At 57.3% G+C, this 19,837-nt stretch carries 16 protein-coding genes and 2 pseudogenes; 7 read left to right on the forward strand and 11 right to left on the reverse strand.

What is annotated here, in order from left to right; translation table 11 throughout:
* Positions 1-186 precede the first annotated feature (186 nt).
* Positions 187-504: pseudogene (locus AC0L20_RS28770) on the forward strand (transposase domain-containing protein); the annotation flags it as partial.
* Positions 505-1,075: 571 nt separating this feature from the next.
* Here the strand turns inward: AC0L20_RS28770 and AC0L20_RS28775 are convergent.
* The 5 genes from AC0L20_RS28775 to AC0L20_RS28795 all read right to left on the reverse strand — a co-directional run bounded on the left by AC0L20_RS28775 (position 1,076) and on the right by AC0L20_RS28795 (position 7,119).
* Positions 1,076-1,570, reverse strand: a complete 495-nt coding sequence (locus AC0L20_RS28775; RefSeq protein ID WP_456765734.1) for a DsrE family protein — start codon at positions 1,568-1,570, stop codon at positions 1,076-1,078.
* Positions 1,571-1,592: 22 nt separating this feature from the next.
* Positions 1,593-2,126: a hypothetical protein gene (locus tag AC0L20_RS28780; RefSeq protein WP_456765733.1), complete on the reverse strand. Its 534-nt coding sequence runs from the start codon at positions 2,124-2,126 to the stop codon at positions 1,593-1,595.
* Positions 2,123-3,145: a TAXI family TRAP transporter solute-binding subunit gene (locus AC0L20_RS28785; RefSeq protein ID WP_456765732.1), complete on the reverse strand. Its 1,023-nt coding sequence runs from the start codon at positions 3,143-3,145 to the stop codon at positions 2,123-2,125. The genes AC0L20_RS28780 and AC0L20_RS28785 overlap by 4 nt, the downstream gene beginning before the upstream one ends.
* Before the next feature lie 31 nt (positions 3,146-3,176).
* A complete protein-coding gene (locus tag AC0L20_RS28790) occupies positions 3,177-5,285 on the reverse strand; it encodes a hypothetical protein (protein WP_456765731.1) in 2,109 nt (702 codons plus the stop codon).
* A 1,048-nt stretch (positions 5,286-6,333) separates the two neighbouring features.
* Entirely contained in the window at positions 6,334-7,119 is a 786-nt protein-coding gene (locus AC0L20_RS28795; protein WP_456765730.1) for an FkbM family methyltransferase, read from the reverse strand.
* 592 nt (positions 7,120-7,711) lie between these two features.
* On the opposite strand from AC0L20_RS28795, the gene AC0L20_RS28800 reads away from it, so the two are divergent.
* The 3 genes from AC0L20_RS28800 to AC0L20_RS28810 are packed head-to-tail and all read left to right on the forward strand — an operon-like array spanning position 7,712 to position 9,476.
* A complete protein-coding gene (locus AC0L20_RS28800) occupies positions 7,712-7,909 on the forward strand; it encodes an IS66 family transposase (RefSeq protein ID WP_473294070.1) in 198 nt (65 codons plus the stop codon).
* A complete protein-coding gene (tnpC, locus tag AC0L20_RS28805; protein ID WP_473294071.1) occupies positions 7,906-9,183 on the forward strand; it encodes an IS66 family transposase in 1,278 nt (425 codons plus the stop codon). The genes AC0L20_RS28800 and tnpC overlap by 4 nt, the downstream gene beginning before the upstream one ends.
* Complete coding sequence (locus AC0L20_RS28810; protein WP_456765729.1) at positions 9,183-9,476, forward strand: hypothetical protein; 294 nt, start codon at positions 9,183-9,185, stop codon at positions 9,474-9,476. Before tnpC ends, AC0L20_RS28810 begins: the two co-directional genes overlap by 1 nt.
* Positions 9,477-10,492: 1,016 nt before the next feature.
* On the opposite strand, the gene AC0L20_RS28815 is transcribed toward AC0L20_RS28810, so the two are convergent.
* From AC0L20_RS28815 to AC0L20_RS28835, 5 genes and pseudogenes are all read right to left on the reverse strand, one after another.
* The gene (locus AC0L20_RS28815) at positions 10,493-10,969 is read right to left on the reverse strand and encodes a hypothetical protein (protein WP_456765728.1); all 477 of its coding nucleotides are present in this window, start codon (positions 10,967-10,969) and stop codon (positions 10,493-10,495) included.
* A 139-nt stretch (positions 10,970-11,108) separates the two neighbouring features.
* Positions 11,109-11,852 (reverse strand): annotated as a pseudogene (locus tag AC0L20_RS28820) (transposase family protein).
* Between the two features lie 432 nt (positions 11,853-12,284).
* Positions 12,285-12,518: a hypothetical protein gene (locus AC0L20_RS28825; RefSeq protein ID WP_473294072.1), complete on the reverse strand. Its 234-nt coding sequence runs from the start codon at positions 12,516-12,518 to the stop codon at positions 12,285-12,287.
* A 1,114-nt stretch (positions 12,519-13,632) separates the two neighbouring features.
* Positions 13,633-14,040, reverse strand: a complete 408-nt coding sequence (locus AC0L20_RS28830; RefSeq protein WP_456765726.1) for a hypothetical protein — start codon at positions 14,038-14,040, stop codon at positions 13,633-13,635.
* 141 nt (positions 14,041-14,181) lie between these two features.
* On the reverse strand, positions 14,182-14,319 hold the full coding sequence (locus AC0L20_RS28835; RefSeq protein WP_456765725.1) for a hypothetical protein: 138 nt from the start codon (positions 14,317-14,319) through the stop codon (positions 14,182-14,184).
* A gap of 231 nt (positions 14,320-14,550) precedes the next feature.
* Between AC0L20_RS28835 and AC0L20_RS28840 the strand changes: the two genes are divergently transcribed.
* The 3 genes from AC0L20_RS28840 to AC0L20_RS28850 all read left to right on the forward strand — a co-directional run bounded on the left by AC0L20_RS28840 (position 14,551) and on the right by AC0L20_RS28850 (position 17,755).
* Positions 14,551-14,709, forward strand: coding sequence for a hypothetical protein (locus AC0L20_RS28840; RefSeq protein WP_456765724.1), 159 nt, complete (start codon positions 14,551-14,553; stop codon positions 14,707-14,709).
* Positions 14,710-15,603: 894 nt separating this feature from the next.
* Positions 15,604-15,762, forward strand: a complete 159-nt coding sequence (locus AC0L20_RS28845) for a hypothetical protein (protein WP_456765723.1) — start codon at positions 15,604-15,606, stop codon at positions 15,760-15,762.
* A gap of 1,663 nt (positions 15,763-17,425) precedes the next feature.
* Complete coding sequence (locus AC0L20_RS28850) at positions 17,426-17,755, forward strand: H-NS histone family protein (protein ID WP_456765722.1); 330 nt, start codon at positions 17,426-17,428, stop codon at positions 17,753-17,755.
* Positions 17,756-19,107: 1,352 nt separating this feature from the next.
* Here the strand turns inward: AC0L20_RS28850 and AC0L20_RS28855 are convergent.
* Entirely contained in the window at positions 19,108-19,374 is a 267-nt protein-coding gene (locus AC0L20_RS28855; protein WP_456765721.1) for a hypothetical protein, read from the reverse strand.
* Positions 19,375-19,837: the final 463 nt, after the last annotated feature.

Consider the following 19,837-nt stretch of genomic DNA (forward strand, 5'->3'; position numbering starts at 1 on the left):
ATCTCCTTGATCGTCTTGCCCTTGATGAAGTGCTCGCGCCTTATCCGGGCAATCGTCTCCACGATCAGCATCCCCAACCACCTGCTTCATGACGAAGCAGGCAGCGCAACAGACCAACCTGTAGGGGGTCAATTTTGGACGCCGATCCCCCGGCTTAGGGGGGCAATATTGCAGGCCGAATGACACTGGCAGGGTTTCGCCCGCTTCCGCGACGACGGGAGGATCTGCTTGACTAACAATTGCGCTGAACGCGCCTTGAGAGGCATCGCCTTGGAACGGCGCAACTGGACCTTCGCTGGTAGCCAGCGTGGTGCCGACCGTGCCGCCATCATGCTGACGATGATCACGACGTGTCGTCTCAATGACGTCGATCCAAGAGCCTGGCTTGCCGACGTCCTCGCCCGTATCGCCGGTCTTCCCGCATCGCGGCTGCACGAACTGCTGCCCTGGGAATGGAAGCTCCTGCACCAAGCCGGCAAATCTGACGATCAGCAAGCCGCCTGACCTTCACCCAACGCCATCACATATAGCTCGCCGTGCCCGCGCGCACGCGTCAATCAGGCGGTCTTCGGCGTATACGTGCCGTAGTTCTGACGTAGTGCACCCTGCGTCCATTTTTCGTGCGTCTAGCTCCATCAGCGAATTCTTGAGGGGAACGCTGGTTTTGGTCCAAGCCAGCGGGGCGTCGTCCCCTTCTAAGGGCCGTAGCTGACTTGCTCGCTCAGATCCTCGACTTTCGGGATCCAAGACGGCAGGTTTGGCTTAGGACCGCTCTGGCGGCCTTATAGCGCCAGCGGCGGTCCGTGGCCCGGTCGGTCCAGGAGAGCCCATGACGGCGTTCGAGGCGTCTAAATCGTCTCGCCTGCAGTCCCAACCAGGGTAGAAAGTGCGTAGCGGCGGGGAGCCTAAGTCAACGCGTACTCATCTTGTCCGGCGAGCCGATTTCCTTTGCTGCGCAGACTAGCAGGTGCGAGGAGATCCAATCCCCGGATGCATGGGCGCAAGGCTGGGAGGCGGATCTGGCCGGTCGCAGCCTCGATCCGGGTGGTCGGAATCGCTGCGATTTCTTGTCGGTTTACGGCTTTACATACGACCAGCCCTGCTCCTGCAGCTCCATGATGCGAGTGACGCCGGAGCTCACAAGTTGCGCCTGGGGGATGAGCGGGATGTCCTTGTTCTCCGCCTTGCTCATATTCTGCTTGGTGTTGCCACACGCCCTGAACGAAATCTCAGGTGTACTCAACGCCAGCGTTTCGATTCGCGCTTTCACGGGAGAAGTGTCGTCCCGCAACATGTGCAAGCCCGGTCCAAACGTAACAAATTCGATCGAAACCGACTGGCCAAGCTCCTTGTAATATTGGACGACATTGGCTGCATTGTTGAGCGCCAGGTTCATCATCGCTGGATCGTTGCTGTTGACCTGCAAAATGAGCCGATGCTGCGTCTTGGCAGACGTGCTTTGCTTTGAGGTCGCTGACGGCTTGACGCTGGTGCTCTTTGCCAGGGCGGGCGCCGTCACCAGTAAAGCAATCGCGGCTACGGCTTGAATTGCGGTTGCAAAAGTAAACATGGGAAATGTCCTCTCTGAATAATCAATTGTGCAGCTTAGCGTTGATGGGCGGCCAGTTGCATGCTTTGGCCAACTTGCTTCTTGCGCCTTTCAGCCCGTCCAACTGAAAAGTTCCCTCGCGAGTGTCGCCCGATCGCGTCGTGAGTCGAATCCGTATCTCGCCTTCGCCAGGAAGCGCTTGCAGCAAGCTCACGATCTCACCGGGCATGGCAATACCGCCGAAGAGCGATGATCCCACTCCGGCATGAGTGGGACTGCTACCGTTTACGGAATACGAAAGTTCGTAGGTGTCGGCACGCGGGGAGACACTCTGACCACCGACAACAAGAAAGGTGTTGCCGCCGCGGCAATAGATGAAGAGCTCCATTCGAGGGGCGTCTGCATTGTGCTTTGACCTTGTGCTTGCGATGACGATGGGCGAATAGTCGACTGGCGATGTCGTTTCGCTGATGATCCAGTTTCCCGCTACGGGCGGCGATTGCGGGGGCTGGCCCGACGCACCTCCGCTTCCTAACCACAAGGATGTCAGCAGCAAAGGAAGCCCGGCGTGGTTCATTGCGACACCTGCTTTGCACGCGGCTGACGATCCAGCCAGGCTTTTGCGGCAGGTGATCTTGCGAGGCCCGGGACGTTTGCTCCGATATTTATCGACTTCCACTTCGGATCGAAGCCAATGCCCTGCAGCTTTTCCATTCGCGAGAAAAGGTAGTCAACGAAGCGGGCGACGCGATCGTAGCGGTTTGAATTCTTTGGCCACTTGAATGAAAGCATTACAGTCGGGACTGCGATCGTCGACACTCGTTCGCCCTCTTTGATCAGGGCTGGATAGTCGCTGGGCTCGAGTGTTGACGGAAGATAATAGTCTTCGAATTTGGTGTCGTAGACGACCGGAAGAAACTTGTAGCCGGGTTCCCAGCGTCCTCGTGCAAAGGCGTCTACCGGTTTGGACGTTATGAAGACCACGCCCGCAACATCTCCCTGGCGCATCTGCTCCAGAGCGACCTGATGCGGAATGAATGTCTTCTCCACATCGATGCCAAGACGGCTGAAAATCAATGGGCCGGTGTAAGCGGCGGCCGTCCCTTTGGTGTTAAAGTTGACTTTCTTGCCGGCAAGATCCTGCAGACTCTTGATTTCCGGCCGAACGAAGATGTGCAGTTCCGACGGGAATAGGCTGAGCACGTAGTTCACGCGATTCTGGATGTCGGGTACCTGCGCCTTGTATTCTTCAAGCGCATCGAGATTGACAATCGCGAGGTCGACGCCGCGCAGATAGAGGAGGTCATTGAGGTTTTCCACCGGGCCTCGCGTGACGATGGGCAGAACGATCATGTTATGACCGTCGTCGACGACTCGTGCGATCTCAGTAGCGAAGCGTATCGGGGCCCCCTCGAGTTGGCCTGCGGCCAAGCCAAGGGTCCACGCGTTCATGCTGTCCTTTTGTGCCTTCTGCGCCGATGTCGCTTGCTTTACTTGGGGCGGTGAAGGGGCCTGAGCATGGACCAATTCGGTAGCAAAGACCAAAGTCAGCGCAGTCGTCATCCGAACAAGAAGTAGCTTTACCCAAAGACGCATCGTAGCCTCACACATATACCATTAAGAAATGTCACTGACGTAATGAATCAAGAGCAGTCTTGGCCTCTGAAATTCCACCGGAGAGAGCCCGTGCATAATGTTCACGCGCCCTCGCAATGTCGGCTCGCGTTCCGTAGACGTTCCAGCGCGACAGGACGCGAGGGTCATAGGTCTGCGCCAGGACAAAGCTGGCTTTGGCGCTTCCCAATTCAACGGCGCGCTGGAGGAACCCGCGCGCGCTATTGATGTCGCCTCGGGCGAGGAAAGAGTCGGCTCGTTCGACCAAATGAGCGATTTCAGGGTTCTGATCGAGAGGCGCTGGCTGCGGTAAGTGGGGCGTTATGGGCTTTCTGGTGGCGTCTGCGTCCGCAGCCGCTGTTGTGCTCTCTTTGGACTGCGCGGTAACATCAATCGTCTTGTTCGCTTCGGCAGCAGGAGCTCTGGGTTGTTCTAGTTGAGTGACCCTGGCCGAGGCATTGCGCACGCTCGCGAGTTCAGCCGTGACCGCAGCCGTCTTCTTGCGCTCTTCTTGCAGGGCGGCGCTCGTTGCGTCAGCGGCTTTTCTCAAGTCCGCCGTTTCCAATTCGATCTTGCCGGATCGAGCCGCTTGAATGTCCAAGTCGCGGCGTGCAGTCGTCAGGTCGTCTGCGAGTATCGTCGCTCGTTTGTGTTCTTCCTGCAGGGCAACGCTCGTAGTGTCAGCAGCTTTTTTCAGTTCGGCTGCCTCTTCCTTGGCCTTGTTGAATTGAATGGCCTTGGCGTCGATGTCGCGGCGTGCGGATGCCAATTCGGTTGTGAGCGAGGCAGTTCGCTTGCGCTCATCCTGGAGGGCCGCGTTCGGAGTCTCAGCGGACTTTCTCAGTTCCTCTTCTGCTCCCTTGGACTGAGCGACCTTGGTATCCAGGTCGCGGCGTGCGGCCTCCAAATCGCCTTTGAGCGAGGCAGACCGCTTACGTTCATCTTGCAAGGCCACGTTCGCAGCGTCAGCGGTCTTTCGCAGGTCCGCGGTGTCTTCCCCGGCTTTGTCGGAATGCGGGCCCCTGGCATCCAGGTCGCGGCGTGCCGCCGCCAACTCGCCCACGAGCGAAACGGTCCGCTTGCGCTCTTCCTGGAGAGCTTCAGTCGTAGCCTCGGCGGCCTTTCTGGCTTCCGCCGTCTCTGCACCCGCCTTGCCGATTTCGACCGTCTTGGCATCCAGATCGCGCCGCGCCACAGCCAGATCGTTCATGAGCGAAGCTGTTCGCTTGCGCTCGTCCTGCAGCGCGGCGCTTGTGGCCTCAGCGGTCTTTCTCCAGTCCGCCGTTTCCTCTCCGATCTTGCTGGATTGGATAGACTTGGCCTCCAGGTCACGGCGTGCGGCTGCTAGATCGCCTGTGAGCGATGCAGTACGCTTGCGTTCTTCCTGCAGGGCCATGGATGCGGTCTCGGCGGTCTTTCTCAGATCGACTGTTTCCTCTCCAGCCTTGGCAGATTGGACGACAGATATCTCCAGGTTGCGGCGCGCAGCCGCCAAATCGTTGACGAGCGAACCGGTCCGCTTTCGCTCTTCCTGCAGAGCAAGGGTTGTGGCCTCGGCAGTCTTTCTGAGTTCAATGGCCTCAACTCCGGTCTTGCCGGAGACGATCGCCCTGGCGTCGAGATCGCGCCGCGCAGCTACCAGCATACTCGTGAGTGAGGCAGTCTGCTTGCGCTCCTCCTGCAAAGCGAAGGCTGTTGTTTCGGCAGTCTTCCTGGATTCTGTCGCGTCATCGCCGGCCTCGCGCAGCTGAGCAGCTTTAGTACTTAGCTCACGACGCGTTGCGGCCAATTCGTTTGTGAGCGCTTCAATCAAACGTGTGGCGTCTAGATCGTCGGTTGGGACCGCAGTTCGTCCACCCGCCGCGGACTTTGCGGCGATGGGTTGAGGCTTGCTCTTTATTTCCGTCCCGTCGTCGACAAAGACGAGAGCTAACATCACACAGACTACTGCCGAAAATGCAATCAGCACCAATCGGGGGATGAAAGTTCTGATCGGCCTCGACACAGCAATATCGTCCTCAAACTCGATCTCATCTTGCAGGTCCGGAAGGCGTCGCTCGATTGGAGCAGAGGCGTGTTGCGACTGCTCTTTCGCGGCAAAATTGAAGCCTACATTCGTCATCAAGACTCCGCGAACTTTCTCGCTTGGAAGGCAAGGCTAATGGAGGCGGTTCAATCTTTTGTCAGCCGATTTGCAGGGCCGCCTTACACAAAGTACAAAAGTCGTGTGGGCAGCGTCTCGACGACGAACATTCGCTGCTGGAGTCGGAACATCTAATTCTTGCGTTCAACATAATTTTCGTTAGATTATTGTAAGATAACGATTTTTACTAGATAAATTTGCGATCGATTTAATTGTTATTATTCGGAAACTGAGAAGTTATTCGTGCGTAGCTGGCGGGTCGCAGGCCATGTCCGTTGAGGGCAGGTATGTAGGAATAGATAGGACCTCAACTGACGATCGGAGCGACCGGATCTTGTCGAGCTGAGGGAACTTGGCGCTAAGTGCGGATGCGTGGTTTCGCTTGCGTAACTTGATTCGTCTGGTCCTTTCATCCGGGCGGTCATCGAAGCTGCGGTTGCGGTGTTGGCGCGGCCACAGCGGTTCATCTCCTTGAGCTCTTGCCGTGTGAAGTTCGGCGTCCTCTTTGAGGTCGGCGCAACGTTGACCCGCTTGAGGGCCGCCTCTATCGCTTTCTGGCGAAACACTTCGAGAAGTGTCGCGAAAGGCGATAACGTTGCGGCTCCGGAGAGCTTGACGACTTCAAACGCGAGGAGCCGGTCGATGGGCGATTGGGGAGCTTCGTCTTGCTCGCCGCTTTCACCAGGCAAGAGTTGATGCGAAGTGCCAAATGCTCGAATTCGAGGGGTACGGCCCGCTTGAGCTGACGGACACCGCGAACCGGACCGTTCATCGGGTCAAACCTCCGGTCTGAGTTGAGCGGCACGGCTGTTCCCGGACAAAAGCCAGATGGGCCTTGCTCCGCTTACGCGGGGATTTTTTTGGGGAAGCCGGTCGCTCTCCGGCTGCTGGGGAGGTGCGGCCCGGTCGGCATTCGACGGACCTTGCCTTAGCAAAACGGGGTGATGCTGGCCTCGTCATCTGGGGAAGGGGCGTGTCGAACCGCCGCGCCCAACAACGGCAATCATGAAGGTCGCCCGGTGCGGTGCTAAAGAAGCTTTATGTAGGTCAGTATCTCGCCAGCGATAAAAATTTCGAAAGCGTAGGCAGCCAGGGCCCTTTGAAACGTGAAGCTTGAGCCGGCGCCCGGCAGCATCCAGTCGTGGGGCTCAATATGTACGACGAACACGTCTGCGAGCCATTCAGTGTTGTTCGAGAAAAGATCCTTTTCGAAGCCTTCGATATCTATCTTCGCTATGAAAGGGACCCCGTTGGCGGCGTAATCAAAGGCATTTCCCATCGTCGTGATAGGCAGGCCGCTCGATGAACGCTCTACGCGGGATGCCCAACCCAGTTCGCCTTCGAGGACGTGGACAAAACCAGGCTCGGCTCCGATTGCCGCTCGAACGGGAATGATTTTATCGGTCAGTTCTGCGTTCTTCGTCAGAATCCGGAAGTTCTCGGGGTCTGGCTCCACAGCGACAACGATGCTGGCCGGAAATTGCTTCTTGAACCAGAGCGATGCTGCTCCAATATTCGCGCCCGCGTCCACGATGACCGGAGTTCTGCCGAAGGCAAGAATCTCTTCGTATCGACGGTTGACACGGTCCTCGAGAATCGGGATCGAATGAGAGATGTGGTACTGGTGAGAGCCGAAGACAGCTCGGACGGTATCGATGTCAGAGTCTCCAACTCTGACGTGAATCGGTTGACCAGAGACGTAGATTTTGGCCGTCTCTGCGCCGGTAAGCCGAGGGGCGTGGCGCATAAGGAAGCGCGGACCATACCGCATAACGTCTTTGAGGTTGGTCCAGATACGATGGATAATGGACATCGGTATAGTCCGGGTCCGACAATGGCTCGTACGTATTATTTCTGAATATTTCCGACCGGCTATTTTAGCGCCTCTGCCTTACAAGAGCCTTACCGCCGCAGGCTCTCAGCTTGGTAACAGTTATACCTCCAGCAGCCGGCTGACAATAAAATGTGCGGGCCGGCGAATTTAAGTTTCCGAATTAACTCGAGGCGCCGGCTATCAAGCTTAATTTGCAGCTTCGGTTGCTGCCGGCATTCACGAGCTACGCTGGGTCGACCGTACACTCCTTTGTCTCGTTCGTCCGAGCTTGCCAAAGCAGGGCAAGCTGCCACCATCCGCTTCGTCCCCGTTGCAAGATTATCGTTGAGTTTAAACTTTTGAAGACGTCGCAAAACACCAGTGAGGCAACGCTCGATCTATTTGAAATGCGTCGCAGGCTCACGGAACTGCGTTCGCAACATTCCGAGAATCTCGTCGTCGTGTCGCTTCTCAATCGCATGCTTGTCAAAGTGGCCCTTTCTATCGGCGCCGAGAGATCAGGCGCATGAGCAGCAAGTGCAGGCAGAATTTGCACATATCCTGCAACGAGTAGAATCCGTCATTTAGCGCGGTGCTTCTCCAATCGGAGCGCTCGGCGCGGCTGATCGACCAGCTGGCGCTCACCTTCGAAGAACTGGAAGCGAACGCGACGGAAGACGAATTGGCGGCGGAGCAGGCAGTCGTCAAAACGACGACGGTTGCCGGATTTACGCGCAGGCGCGCCGAGCGCAACACGTTCCCAGGCACCTTTCGCGCGAGCGGGTGGTGATCGATCCGCCGACGGCGTGCGAATGCTGCGGCGGCAGTCGCTTGCGCAAGCTCGGCGAAGATGTGACCCGAACGCTGGAATCGTCGCCGCGTCAGTGGAAGGTGATCGAGACGGTGCGCGAGAAGTTCTCTTGCCGGGACTGCGAGAAAATCAGCCAGACACCGGCGCCATTCCATGTGATCCCGCGAGGATGGGCGGGGCCGAGCCTGCTGGCCATGCTCCTCCATGAGAAGTTTGGCCAGCATCAGCCTCTGAACCGGCAGACCGAGCGTTACGCGCTGGAGGCGGTGCCGATCAGTCTGTCGACCGCAGCCGACGCCGTCGGAGCGTGCTGCACGGGATTGGAGCCGCTGTTGCGCCTGTTGGGAGCCCACGTCATGGCATCCGAATGCCTCCACGGCGACGACACCACCGTGCCCGTGCTGGCCTTGGGCAAGTGCGAAGTCGCCCGATGCTGGGTCTGTGTGAAGGACGACTGCCCCTTCGGCGGCTCAGATCCGCTGGCGGCAATGTTCTATTACTCGCGCGATCGAAGGGGCGAGCATCCGCAGGCGCATCTGACCAACTATAGCGGCATCCTGCAGGCCGACGCCTTCGGCGGATACACCAAACTCTACGAGCCCCAGCGAAGTCCTGGGCCTATCAGGGAAGCGGCCTGTTGGGTCCATGCCCGGCGCCCGTTCGTCGCCATGGCGGATATTGAGGAAAACGCGCGACGTAAGGCTACTGGCAAGAAGGAGATCGTCCTCTCGCCGATTGCGATCGAGGTCGTGCGTCGCATCGACGCCCTGTTCGCAATCGAGCGCACTATCAATGGCCAAGGCGCCGACTACCGAAAGGCTGTTCGCCAGGCGCAGAGCGCTCCGTTGGTTGCCGATTTGGAAACCTATATGTGTGAGCAGTGCGCCAAGCTCTCCCGCGGTCACGATCTGGCCAAGGCCATGAACTACATGTTCAAGCGTTGGAGCTCCTTCACACGCTTCCTCGACGATGGCCGCGTCTGCCTCTCGAATAACGCCGCCGAAAGAGCGCTGCGCGGAACCGCATTGGCAGAAAGTCGTGGTTATTCTGCGGGTCCGACCGCGGGGGGGCGTCGCGCCGCCGCCATGTATAGCCTCATCGTCTCTGCGAAGATGAACGACGTCGATCCTCAGATCTGGCTCGCCGATGTACTCGCTCGCATCGCCATCCACCCCGCCCAAAGGCTCGATGAGCTGCTGCCCTGGAACTGGAAGATTGCGCAACAGCAAGGCCTCGCGGCGAAGGCGGCTTAATGGGGCACGTCAACAAAGTCAACCACGTGTTCATTCTCAGCCATGTCGCCGAGATGCTCGGTGAAGACGAGGACTGGCTGTTCGAGGTCGCCGAAGAAATGGACACCGTGGATGGCCAGCTATGGGTCGTCGGCGTCGGTGAAGACGGGGTGATGGCGTTCACCGATGACGGGATCGAGAACCTCAAGGAGCTGATCACAATCCACAAAGACGACCCCAGCATCATCGAAAAACGCCGCCAAGCGCTCGCTGCGATCATGAAGCCGAAGACCGAGCAGTCCGACGAAATCTAATCCCTAACCGGTCGATCAGCGCGCTTGCGGCCTACAGCACATGGCTGCCCGGCGGCCCACGCCGGATGCGTACGAATGGACGAGCCCTCATCCCAAATATCGCAGGGGACTGCGCCGTAGTTGATCCAGACGAGGCAATGTCCGATGGAGGTAAAACTAGCTGGCGCGAATGAGGGCGCAACCGATGTTACGAATTAAGCTTGATCGAGCGTCCAGGAGTTAGTTCGGGAACCCGGAGGCATCTTTTGGCACTCAGAGCCGAAGTGAAGAGACAGCCCCGCCGCAAGGTGGCAACGATGCAAGAAGTGCCCCGTCTTACGCCCAGCAAAGAAGCTACAGCTCAATTCAGTTGCCGCGGCCCTTCGGCGCCGCATAGTTCCTATGAACTCCGACGTTTTCGAGAGGAGGGCTAGGGCAGGCGTGTTCGATGTAAAACAGCCAGCATATCCGCTTCCGGCGCTCAATCTCCGTGCGCGACGCGACAACCTCGTGCGACAATCAGCATTCAAGAGCGCGCAAATTTGAACGATTGATCGATGATTATTCTATGGTCGAGGGGCCGATGTCTAATGTGCCAGGACTATCTCGAACCACCGGGTCTTCAGTTGCTCACGGCGCAACCAAAGTTAATGCTGCGTCTCCATACCTCGATATCGTCCGAGTAACCGTCAGGTGCTACACTTGTATCGGCCGGGCTCGGACGTTCTGATCCAACTAGTTCTATTGCCCCGCAAGACTTGGATTCGAAGATCGCAAGCTGCTTCCTAGAAAGCGAATAGAGCGTGCAGCTATCAAGATAGTGGGTAACGAGCAGCGAGGCTGTTGAGCGACATCGCGCGCTCGGCCGCTCGGATCTGGCGTCTGTTCACGACATGCTTCAATTGCCAGTCGGGTCGATCAAATTGATCTCCGGCCCAAATCTGAGGGCAGGCATTTGCCGCATTGGTCGAGCACCCAAACGAAGTAATAAGCATCCTCCATAAGCTGACATTTTGAACTATGCTGGCCTGACTAGTTCATCGTCTCAAGGCAACTCGTTCACTCAGGCCAATCGCACGGAACTGTTTGAACCATTTTAGCGGCAGGCCAAGATCGTAGCCTCGTCGTCGCAGTTGTTGAGGAGTCCTCCTTAGAGCAAGTGCAATATCATCTTCCGACGCACCATTCTCGACCATATGCCTGAATCGCGCATCGTCGGTCGGCGTCCAGCCCGGATAATGACTTTCCATTGAAATCGTAACCTCAAAGCTCGTTGCGATGCCAGAATAAGTTTTCCCTCTGCCGCAAGGGAGGGGTAGCTCGCCGGCCAGCATCCACTGGCGTCCAATGGACCGGTCATTGAAATTGCGACCCAAAATGTTGAGGCGACTGGCGTCAACAATGATGGCGTCTCCATGTAAACCCGGCAATCGCACTATGAAATTAAGGTGACGGCACACGGTTAAACTCAATACCATTTCTTTTGCGGGACGCTCGCTGGCAAGCTCTTGCACGACACGCCAAGCTCGGCAGAACAATTGGAATGACGGAAACGTCCGTCTGGTTAATACGACTTCTATTTAAAATCGTCGTTGGATAAGCTTAGCAGCTTCGTCTGTAGTTGAAAATAGATGCTCTGGTACGAACAGTGATCTAGGTGTTCAGTCCCGAGGTCAAGTGGATGGGATCGATTCGGAAGCGGTCAGGCTCGTTTGCCCAAGCTGTGCAAATGGCTTCGGTAGGTGTGAGGCCGCGTAGCGTCTTCAGGCGCTTGGCGAAGTTGTAGCCGTCCAGGAATGCGCCGAGGTGATCTACGAGTTGGTGCTTGGTCTTATAGTGGTATCGCCGGACGGTGGCCTCCGTCAGTGTTCGGTTCCTGTGACGGCAGTCGCCTTCTGCATCAGTCGAGCAAAGGCATATTTCGAGGTGCGGTCCACAGCCACGAAAAGGTAGAGTTTGCCCTCCTCAGTGCGGACCTCGGCGAGGTCGATATGGAAGTAACCGATAGGACAGGCCTTGAACGGCTGCTTGGCGGGCTTGTCACCGGCGACCTCGGGCAGGCGGCTGATCCCATAGCGTTGCAAGCAACGGTGCAAGGATGACCGCGTCAGGTACGGTATCGTCGTTTGCGAGGCGTAGAGGCAGCCATCAAGAGGCAGCAGTGTATGCTTCGGAACGCGACGATCATCGCCTCTTCCTCCGCCGTCAGCACCGTCGAGCGCACGGTCTTCGGACCCATCCGCGCATCGTGAACAAAGTTCCGCTTGCGCCATTTATCGACTGTCTTCTGATTAGGGCCGTGCTGAGCGGCTAAGTCTTTGAGCGGGGCTTCGATCGCTGTACTGCTGCTCGGACGGCGTGGGTGGTCGTGGCGCTGCCGTGAAGTATCTGTCCCATAACTCCTGCCGGAACGAGGGGGCAGCTTGGCTGAATCCCCCACACTCCGGGATCAGGCACCTAGCAGGCTTATCAAGGCGACGAGCCCATGCGGTTCTGGAACTTGTTAAGTCAGATGCAGCAGATGCTGGACGCCGGGGGCTTAATTCCGTGCTCGTGCTCGAAATGGATATGCGAAGACATGTGACCCGACCCGCACCGACTAATGCCCGAGCCGTGTCGCGAACAACCTTGGCAGCTTTCTGCAGGGAAATCCGAGCATCCCCAACGCCGCGGGCAATTTGTACGATCTTGTTTAGCGGGCGAAAAAGCTTGGCTCCACGCGCATGTGCTGCTTAGGAGGATCGCAAGCGGGATAGGCAACGAAAACTCGCATGTCCCCCCACGTTGATTTCGTGACCCCGGTCGGACAGAACGGGTGTGGGCTTCGCTTCAAAATCTGCTGTAAATCTTGCTGTCTATTCGCGAATTGATCTTGGAACTTGGATCCGCAACGCCGACAGGCGCCACAGGAGGTGCGGGACCCCCTTGGATTGGAAACGGTTGGCGAACGATGAAGACATGGTTGACGACATTTGAGCGCTCTTGCTTAACTGCGCCAGCCGCCTGACTTCCGCCGCCGGCAGCCATGACAGAGCTACCGACAAGGGTGGCGATCGTCACCATGTACACTATCTTGCAGACGCGCATGTCAACACCCGGAATAGCGCTTAGTACTAACCGACTTTGAAGGACATTGTTCCTCGCGTCATTCAGCTTCTTGAGGCGTGGTTGTTTGGTGTGCCGCCCTTGAGTTCTTCGTCCGCATCCGGATTTCTTCGAGGCCGTGCAACCCGCACGTTTGTGGACCTCACGCGCGCCGGCAACGGTAGAGCGTCGACGAGATGAGGTTTCCTTTCGTCGACATCCCGTCTGCCCACCATTCCCCATGCATTAAACATTGTCGTGTCCTCGACCTTACTGCGCAATAAGGCCGGTTGGCAGATCTCTTCGCGGAGCCAAGGGCAGTATGGACTGACCGATCGTCTTGATGTTCTGCCCTCTCAAGCAGACCGTGTCGCGGCGTTAGGTCGTCCCGATGGTCTTCCCGAGGCAGTCGACACTGTTGGTGCCGTTTGTAGCCAAGTGGGCATCGCCTCCGTGCCCTCATCCCGCCGGAACTATTCCGCATGCTTCGGGAGGCCATACGGAAACGGCCAAGCGGCAGAGCTTTGGTGGCAATGTGCTCTGCAGGGAGTATGGCGCCATGAGGACGATGTGCCTGGCGGTTGCAGTTTCGCAGATCGAGGTAAGTGCAACGTCGGCTAAGGATGCAGATAGCCAGGGTTGCCTGCGCTGCGGCCGCTTTCAAGAACTACCTCACCGCAAGTCGGGTGTCAGGGACCGGCCCGGCGTAAACGACCAGATTGCGCAGCGTCCTCTGCAAGAGCAGTAGTTCTGCTTACGCGCTGTTCAATGTGTCGCGCGGATCAAGACAAAGGGCCGGACCCCCGTCGGCGTCTGGCTTTGCTGACTGTCTCAAGGAGGAAGCGATCGAGCTGTACAAGCTCTATAAGGACTAACGCGCACTCTGCAGCTCACTCAACGCCTCTCATGCAAAATGTTTTGACCAATTGGCGGCATTGTCCCTACACTCGCACCGAGTGCAAGGTCTGGGCATTGATGTCACGCAACGCACGCAAGCACATCGATTATTGCATCATAAACTTCTCCACATTAGCTTGGCGGATAATGCGGATGGCAAACGCGGGCTTTTACACGATGAACCGGGAAGTTCGCGTCAACAGCGTTTGCAGATTTCCGTTGCCCGCTTGAGTTGACGATTTTCCTGATCCTGTTCGACGGACTCCTCGAAAGAATCAGGTCTCCGCGAACGATCGGGCGACGCCACGGAGGGCGGCTGTTCGCCGGCGGAATTGAGCGGACCTTTCGACTTCTGTGTCGCGGAGCGACGTTCAGTCGTGAAGCGAGAGACCGACTGAGCGGCGTCGGGGTCGGGCCCCAGTCCATCCCATGCAGAATGCGGGCGCAACTGCAGACTGGTTTGCGCTTCCGCGGCTCCGGTCAAGCCGCCAACGAGCGCCGACAACAGACAAAGTCGCTTCAGTTCGCTGGCGAAGCGTCGTCGCCACAGTCGCGGTAACTCGGCGATAATCGCAGCCTCAAACTCGGAAAGATGGATGCACATTCAAAAAGCCGGTTGGATGAAATCCGCTCATTAAACCGCAATAGCGACGGGAGTGCAAGCTACCCACAAGCACTGTTAGATCGTGGCGATCCGGGCGTCAGCCTCGAACCGAGAACCGGAACTACCGCATCAAAGCCGCCCTTAGTTCAGCCGACGTTTTGCTTTCTGCTTTGCCGCTGCGTCTTCTATCCTTCGCTCGAGTTCCTTCTCAATCAAGGCCCGTACAGCGCGCCGCAGGCGCAGCAGTTCGTCGAGCGGCAGCTTTTCAAAAGTTTCCATGCTGCGGCTCTTTCCATTGCGCATGGTGCCAGCTACGGACGATCTCCCCGCCAGGTTTCAGCGGCCCGCTCACGAGTGGGGCTTGAGCTCGAGGAAAGCTGCCGGCCCGCTGTTGAGGGGGCGTGAATTGAGCCGTGCCGGCAACTTCTGTCAAGGGCACGTCCTTGGGCAAATCTTAAAATTCCAGGTGGATCAACGCTGCCTTGGTGCAGGAGGACGAAGGATACGGTCGTGGGACCGCTGATCAAATGTCATGACATCGATTCCGATGCTGAAAGCTGGATGACTATTCTCGCATCAATCGTGAATATTGCCCTGGCGCGTTTTCATTTGCATGGACAGCAAGGCGCTGCTCGTAGTGACGCGCCAGCTCAAGAAGCCGCTTCTTGAAGGGGTCGCCTTCTCAGCAGGGTCTCGTACGGTCCTGAGGCGTTCTCGGCGAAAATCATCGTCCATAATCACCAGCCTAGCTAAACGCGCAAATGTAGATGCTCGTGGAAGAAGCCGCAGAGCACTGGAAGTCTGTGAGTTCCATGTGCATGGGCCTTGACGATCGCAAATACGGAAAGGCGCCGAGTAAGGATCCGTAATTTTCTCGAATTCGCCGTCGAGTTTGGTAATTTTCGCGAGTTCTCAACTCTCGTCTGTCATCGATCAGTGCGGCGCGCCGATCGTCACCTTGGCGTGGACTGATCGTGGCCTTTGCGACAGCCCTTTTGACCTGGCTGGCCAGATAAAACTGGCGGTGGTCTGCGCCGTCGGAGGCACACGTGAAAATCCAAACGCGGACAGCGAGCTCTGAATTTCCGGAGAGGCACGTTGGAGCAACGGCCTAACGATCGCTGTGTTTGGCTTACGGAATATCTCCAGCAGCGAAAGCACGGCAATAGCTTTGTCATGCACAAGACGTCTCAGCATGCCAACCGGCTACCATGTAGACGCCAGCGACGACCAAGTTGAGGTCGTCGCTGTCGACTGGCCTCAGGCCTGCTCGATGTAGAATGCGCCCGCCGGTTTTCCCGTATGATTGCTCCGATCGGAGATCGACATGACATGCGGCCCGAACGGGGCGAGCGTACCTGTTGGGCCCGATGCATTCTTGAAAGCGAGACGGGACAGGGCGTGTTTGGCTTTAGGCCAGTTCGGCCTGATATAGCCGTATGAAAGTGTTTGGTGATCTATATCACAGACGGTCGTGATGAATATTGGCATTCTCCGCCGCATTCTCTTGGGGGGGTGGGGATGAAGAGGCCGTCTCAGATCCTGTGTAAGGATAGCAAGCTTTTGTCGATAGCAGAGGTCGAGCAGAGGCTCGCGATGCTCGCGGAGTTGGAGCAACTTCTGAAGCGGAGGTCGGAAGCGGTGCTGCTCTCGAGTTCGTTTTTGTCGGACGAGACGCTGGCGGGCCGCAACACGCAAAGGTCCACCAACAATCTCTCGTGACGACAAACCGTTGACCCGTTCGTCAACCTCCTCAGCAACGTTATCAGTTCCCCAAGCTCAAATTCCTGCTCGTGGTTTGATAGCTCATGCTCGGAGGCATTATTGCATCCGGTGGCTCGCGTATGACGGCAAGCTGGTCCATCGGATCAAGCTGCCTTATCTCTCGTAACCAAGCGCAGCGGTCTCTAACCGATTGCGCAAGCTTCGCTCCAGCTATACGATGGCTGAAGCACTGACGACGAGCTTGCAGAGATGGCCCGCTGCCCTGGTCAGCTACGAAGAACAGGCCGGTCTAGGCGTCCGGGTCAAAGTCGTCGCGTAACCCGACGAGGAACTTGATCAGGTCGCAAAATATTGGAGAAGGCGTCGATTTACTGGTTGGCAACGACAGTCTGCCGAGCGGGTCTGCAGCGAGGCACAATCACTTCTGGAATGCGCAATAGCGGCGCCGTCTTCAGAAGGCCGATTGCGGTCAGCTGACGCACTTCTCAAGCGCAAACAGGAGCGCCTCAATCATGTTCCGCGCCTTCATTGTAATCTTCGCGCTTCTTATTCATCCACCTGTCTTCGCTCAAACGACCCAACCCATCGGTCGTTCGGGACGGCCTGTTCCAACGCAACCAAATCCAACGTTCTCGAATCCACTTGGGCACGTCGCGCCGATGGCGACGCCCAACGTCTACTATTCAAGAGACCGCAGCGGCCGGGCGACGGTCATTCGACCGGACGGTAGCGCGATCTCGGGCGGAACCCAGCAGCGACGCTAGTTCGCTGCGAGCGGCAGCCGGATCGGGGATCGGGGATGGTCTGATTTGGGCGCATCTGTTGCTACGAATCCCCAACGGGCACTGAATGACGATTCTCCAAGCTTGGTTTTTGACTGTGCATGAAGACGCGCGTTCAGTTCGAACGTCGTCGGAGACGGGCGCGGTCGTGACCTGGCTATTTACCTTTATCGTCGCCATAGGTGCTGCGGTTTTGATCGCGCATTTTGTCGAAGCTATGCGTTCTTAAACTCTGCAGGAAGCTCTCAGGGCGGCCTCTTCGGTTTCCTTCTGGTGCAAAGCAGACCAGTTGGTGACATCCGCGCACCCAATTTTGTTTGGCCTTCGAAAGACGAGGTCGTGAGCAATAATTCGCGCGGGTGCGAATCAAACCCCCTCGATATTGAGGAGCAGCCTCGCACGATCGGTCGAGTAGTTGCTTGGCTTTTGCCTAGAATTCGACTGCTGGTCGCAGGGACCATGTCGATCGGTATGGGCTCTTCGACGGCGAGCCGCGCTCCGCAGGCCGGCGAATCTGGTCATCCTTCGTTCTGCGGTACGGAACTTAGACGCGGCAAGGAACAGAGGAGGATGGTCTCCAAATGCCAGGGATGGTCATCGAGGAGATCAATCGCGGACTGAGCTCCGCTAGACGTGATCACTAAAGCCGGTGTGTGGGCACGTCGGGGTCCGCAGGTCGCATCCTGCCAGAGACGCTCCGGCGAAGACGGGCTGAATCGGTCAACGGACGAACTCTGCGGAATCATTTTCCGCGTCTGAGCGCTCGCCCAAGCGGGCAAAAATAGGTTGCAATCAGCATACAAGGGCCAAACCAGGAATTAAATGTCGCCATAATCCTGCGTTTAACAGGATCTTGGCGAAAAAGCTGGGGTGATCCGATGAAATTTGTTGCCGAAATGGAGCGCCTTGATCTGGACGATCTATGGGCTCTGTATGCAGAGATGACAGAGGTTCTGGAACGCAGGGTCCGCGAAGAAAAGCTGCGTCTTGAGGAGCGTCTCAGAAAGCTCGGAGTTTCGGAACCCGCGCGCCGAGCCTACCCGCCGGTGCTTCCGAAATATCGCAATCCTGAATTTCCCTCCGAGACCTGGGCGGGGCGCGGGAGGCAGCCGCGCTGGCTGGTCGCGCAACTTCAAGCCGGCCGCCGTTTGGACGATTTCAAAATCCAATCGCGAGACGGTCTGCGCGCACAAGTGAGAATGGGGTAAGGACCGACCGGTCCAAGCCTGGCTATCACGCGTCTAAGTATGAAGACGTACCAACTTGCGCCATCTAGGCGGTCGTCGTGACGAAGCAGCGCCATGTTTGGCGCGGCTCCTTGCTTCTGCGTCGTCGACCCGCTTCTGGAGTTCGTTTAACTCCCGCAATTGCCTGGCAATGATCTCTATTCGCTGATCGAGCTTGCTCGCCATAATTTCACTGACACTGCGCACTGATCCCACCTAAATCCAAACAAGAAAAAAGGGTCGCCAAAACGCGGCGATACTAGGTGAGGCATTGCGGGCTTTCAATTGGCGTTCGCGTGACATCAACAACTCGCGTTGCCTAGGCTAAGCGCTTCACGACGACGCCCTCACGCGGTCCAACTGGACTGTTGCGCAACGAAAGTGGCTTGTGCCGCCATACCTGACCGGAGGGGGCCACGGTCGGCATATACTTCCACGGCGCTTGGCATTTTCGTGCAAACCTGCGATTTGAACCTAGGCTGATCGTGTCCCTAGCGTGGTGTAGCTGGCGGCGGGTCACCGCGTTCGCCGGCAAGGCCGGGCCCGGTCAGCTGGCGATAGCCGTGATGCTGACGGTTGGATCATCGCTCAATGGCGATGAGCGTGTGGGCCTGAACCGACCGGCGACGCGTCCCTAAAAATGTTTGCAACGTTGCGGCTGCCAAGGTCACGAAGTGCGCCGTGACCTCCGGCGATCCATCAACACACTTTATCAAGCTGTTTTATTCTCCGCGAGAGCGGGCGATTTTGGATTTTCAGGACGCAGTCATTGCAGTGACCTGGACCCGCCGGAAACTCGACCGGATGGGGCGCGCTTCGATTGTTGGGGCTAGGCGAGCCTGGGAACCCAGAGAGCCGGCTAACGCAGACTGCTCCGTCGTACACGGGAGCGACGGGTCGATGCTGATACGTACCGAACCCGGCTTCTCACTTCAGCCTCGTCCACCCGCTTCTGTAGTTCGTTCAGTTCCCTAATCTGCCGAACGATGTTTCGAATTCTAAGGTCTAAGGCACCAACAGAAATCTGGCTACCATTACTCATACCAGCCCTCAATGAATAATCACTCGTCAATTAAGTAGTTGATTTTTAGTTCAAAAGCCGGGGCATTTCAAATGATAAGTGCTGCGGCCCTGGGAAAAAAGCGTGACCTTGGTAACCATAGGGTTCAGCCGCACCCATTCGACGTCAAGATCGCGGCCGCCGTGCGATCGAACTTAACGAATGTTTTTTGAAGCGCTAGAAGACGACCTGGAACAGGCTCTAGATCGTCCGTTCCAATCAATGAGCCTTGGGCGAGGCATTGCTTCCCGCCGCTCTGAGCAAATTGACTAGACTAGACGGGTGAGTGAACGAGCCCTCGTCGTCCGATCGCAGGAAAGGGACGTCCAGATCGCTCGGCCGCCTCCCAGCCCATTTCAGCCTCATAGTCGAGATCGACAATGACGTCCTCGAAGGCAGAAATGGTCAGCTGGATTGCGGCGATCTGATTCAGCTCCTCATTCAGAATCGGGCCGACCCGATTTTGGAGCGCGACGACCATTTCCCGCCGTCGTTCTTTCAACTGTACCAACGGCAAACCGTGATCGGACGGGTAGTGCATTTCAGTCCTCTCCATTTGGAACTGCATTAGTCTTTATCCAAATTTTGATGACATGCGGTTGCAAGATGAGTTCGAATTTTAGCGTTCAGCGACGTTCCGGCAAACGATCGTGAACTAGTGCGCAGTTCCGGTTTTGCACGAACTGCGCAGACGACATGCCCGTGTCGGGGTTACGATTAGCAGTGCCATGGCTCGAGGTGACTGGCTCCCCGTCGGACTCGGCAGCGCTTGAGAGAAGCTTTGGTCGGCGGATCTGCTCGCGTGGTGCTCCATGACTATCGGAACAGGGTGGTCCTCCCAGGCTGACACGGGTGCGGAGCGCGCCATCTCTTCGCCGCTACGGGCGCCAGAATTGCGACAGCGCGACATGATGACCGCATTCGACCGTCAGCTTTGAATGGTCGTAGGAAGCTCGTCCATACGTCTCTTGTGGCCGCTACGTGAGCGTGGCTATGGACCGCGT

It is taken from the genome of Bradyrhizobium sp. Kon58 (assembly GCF_055807455.1).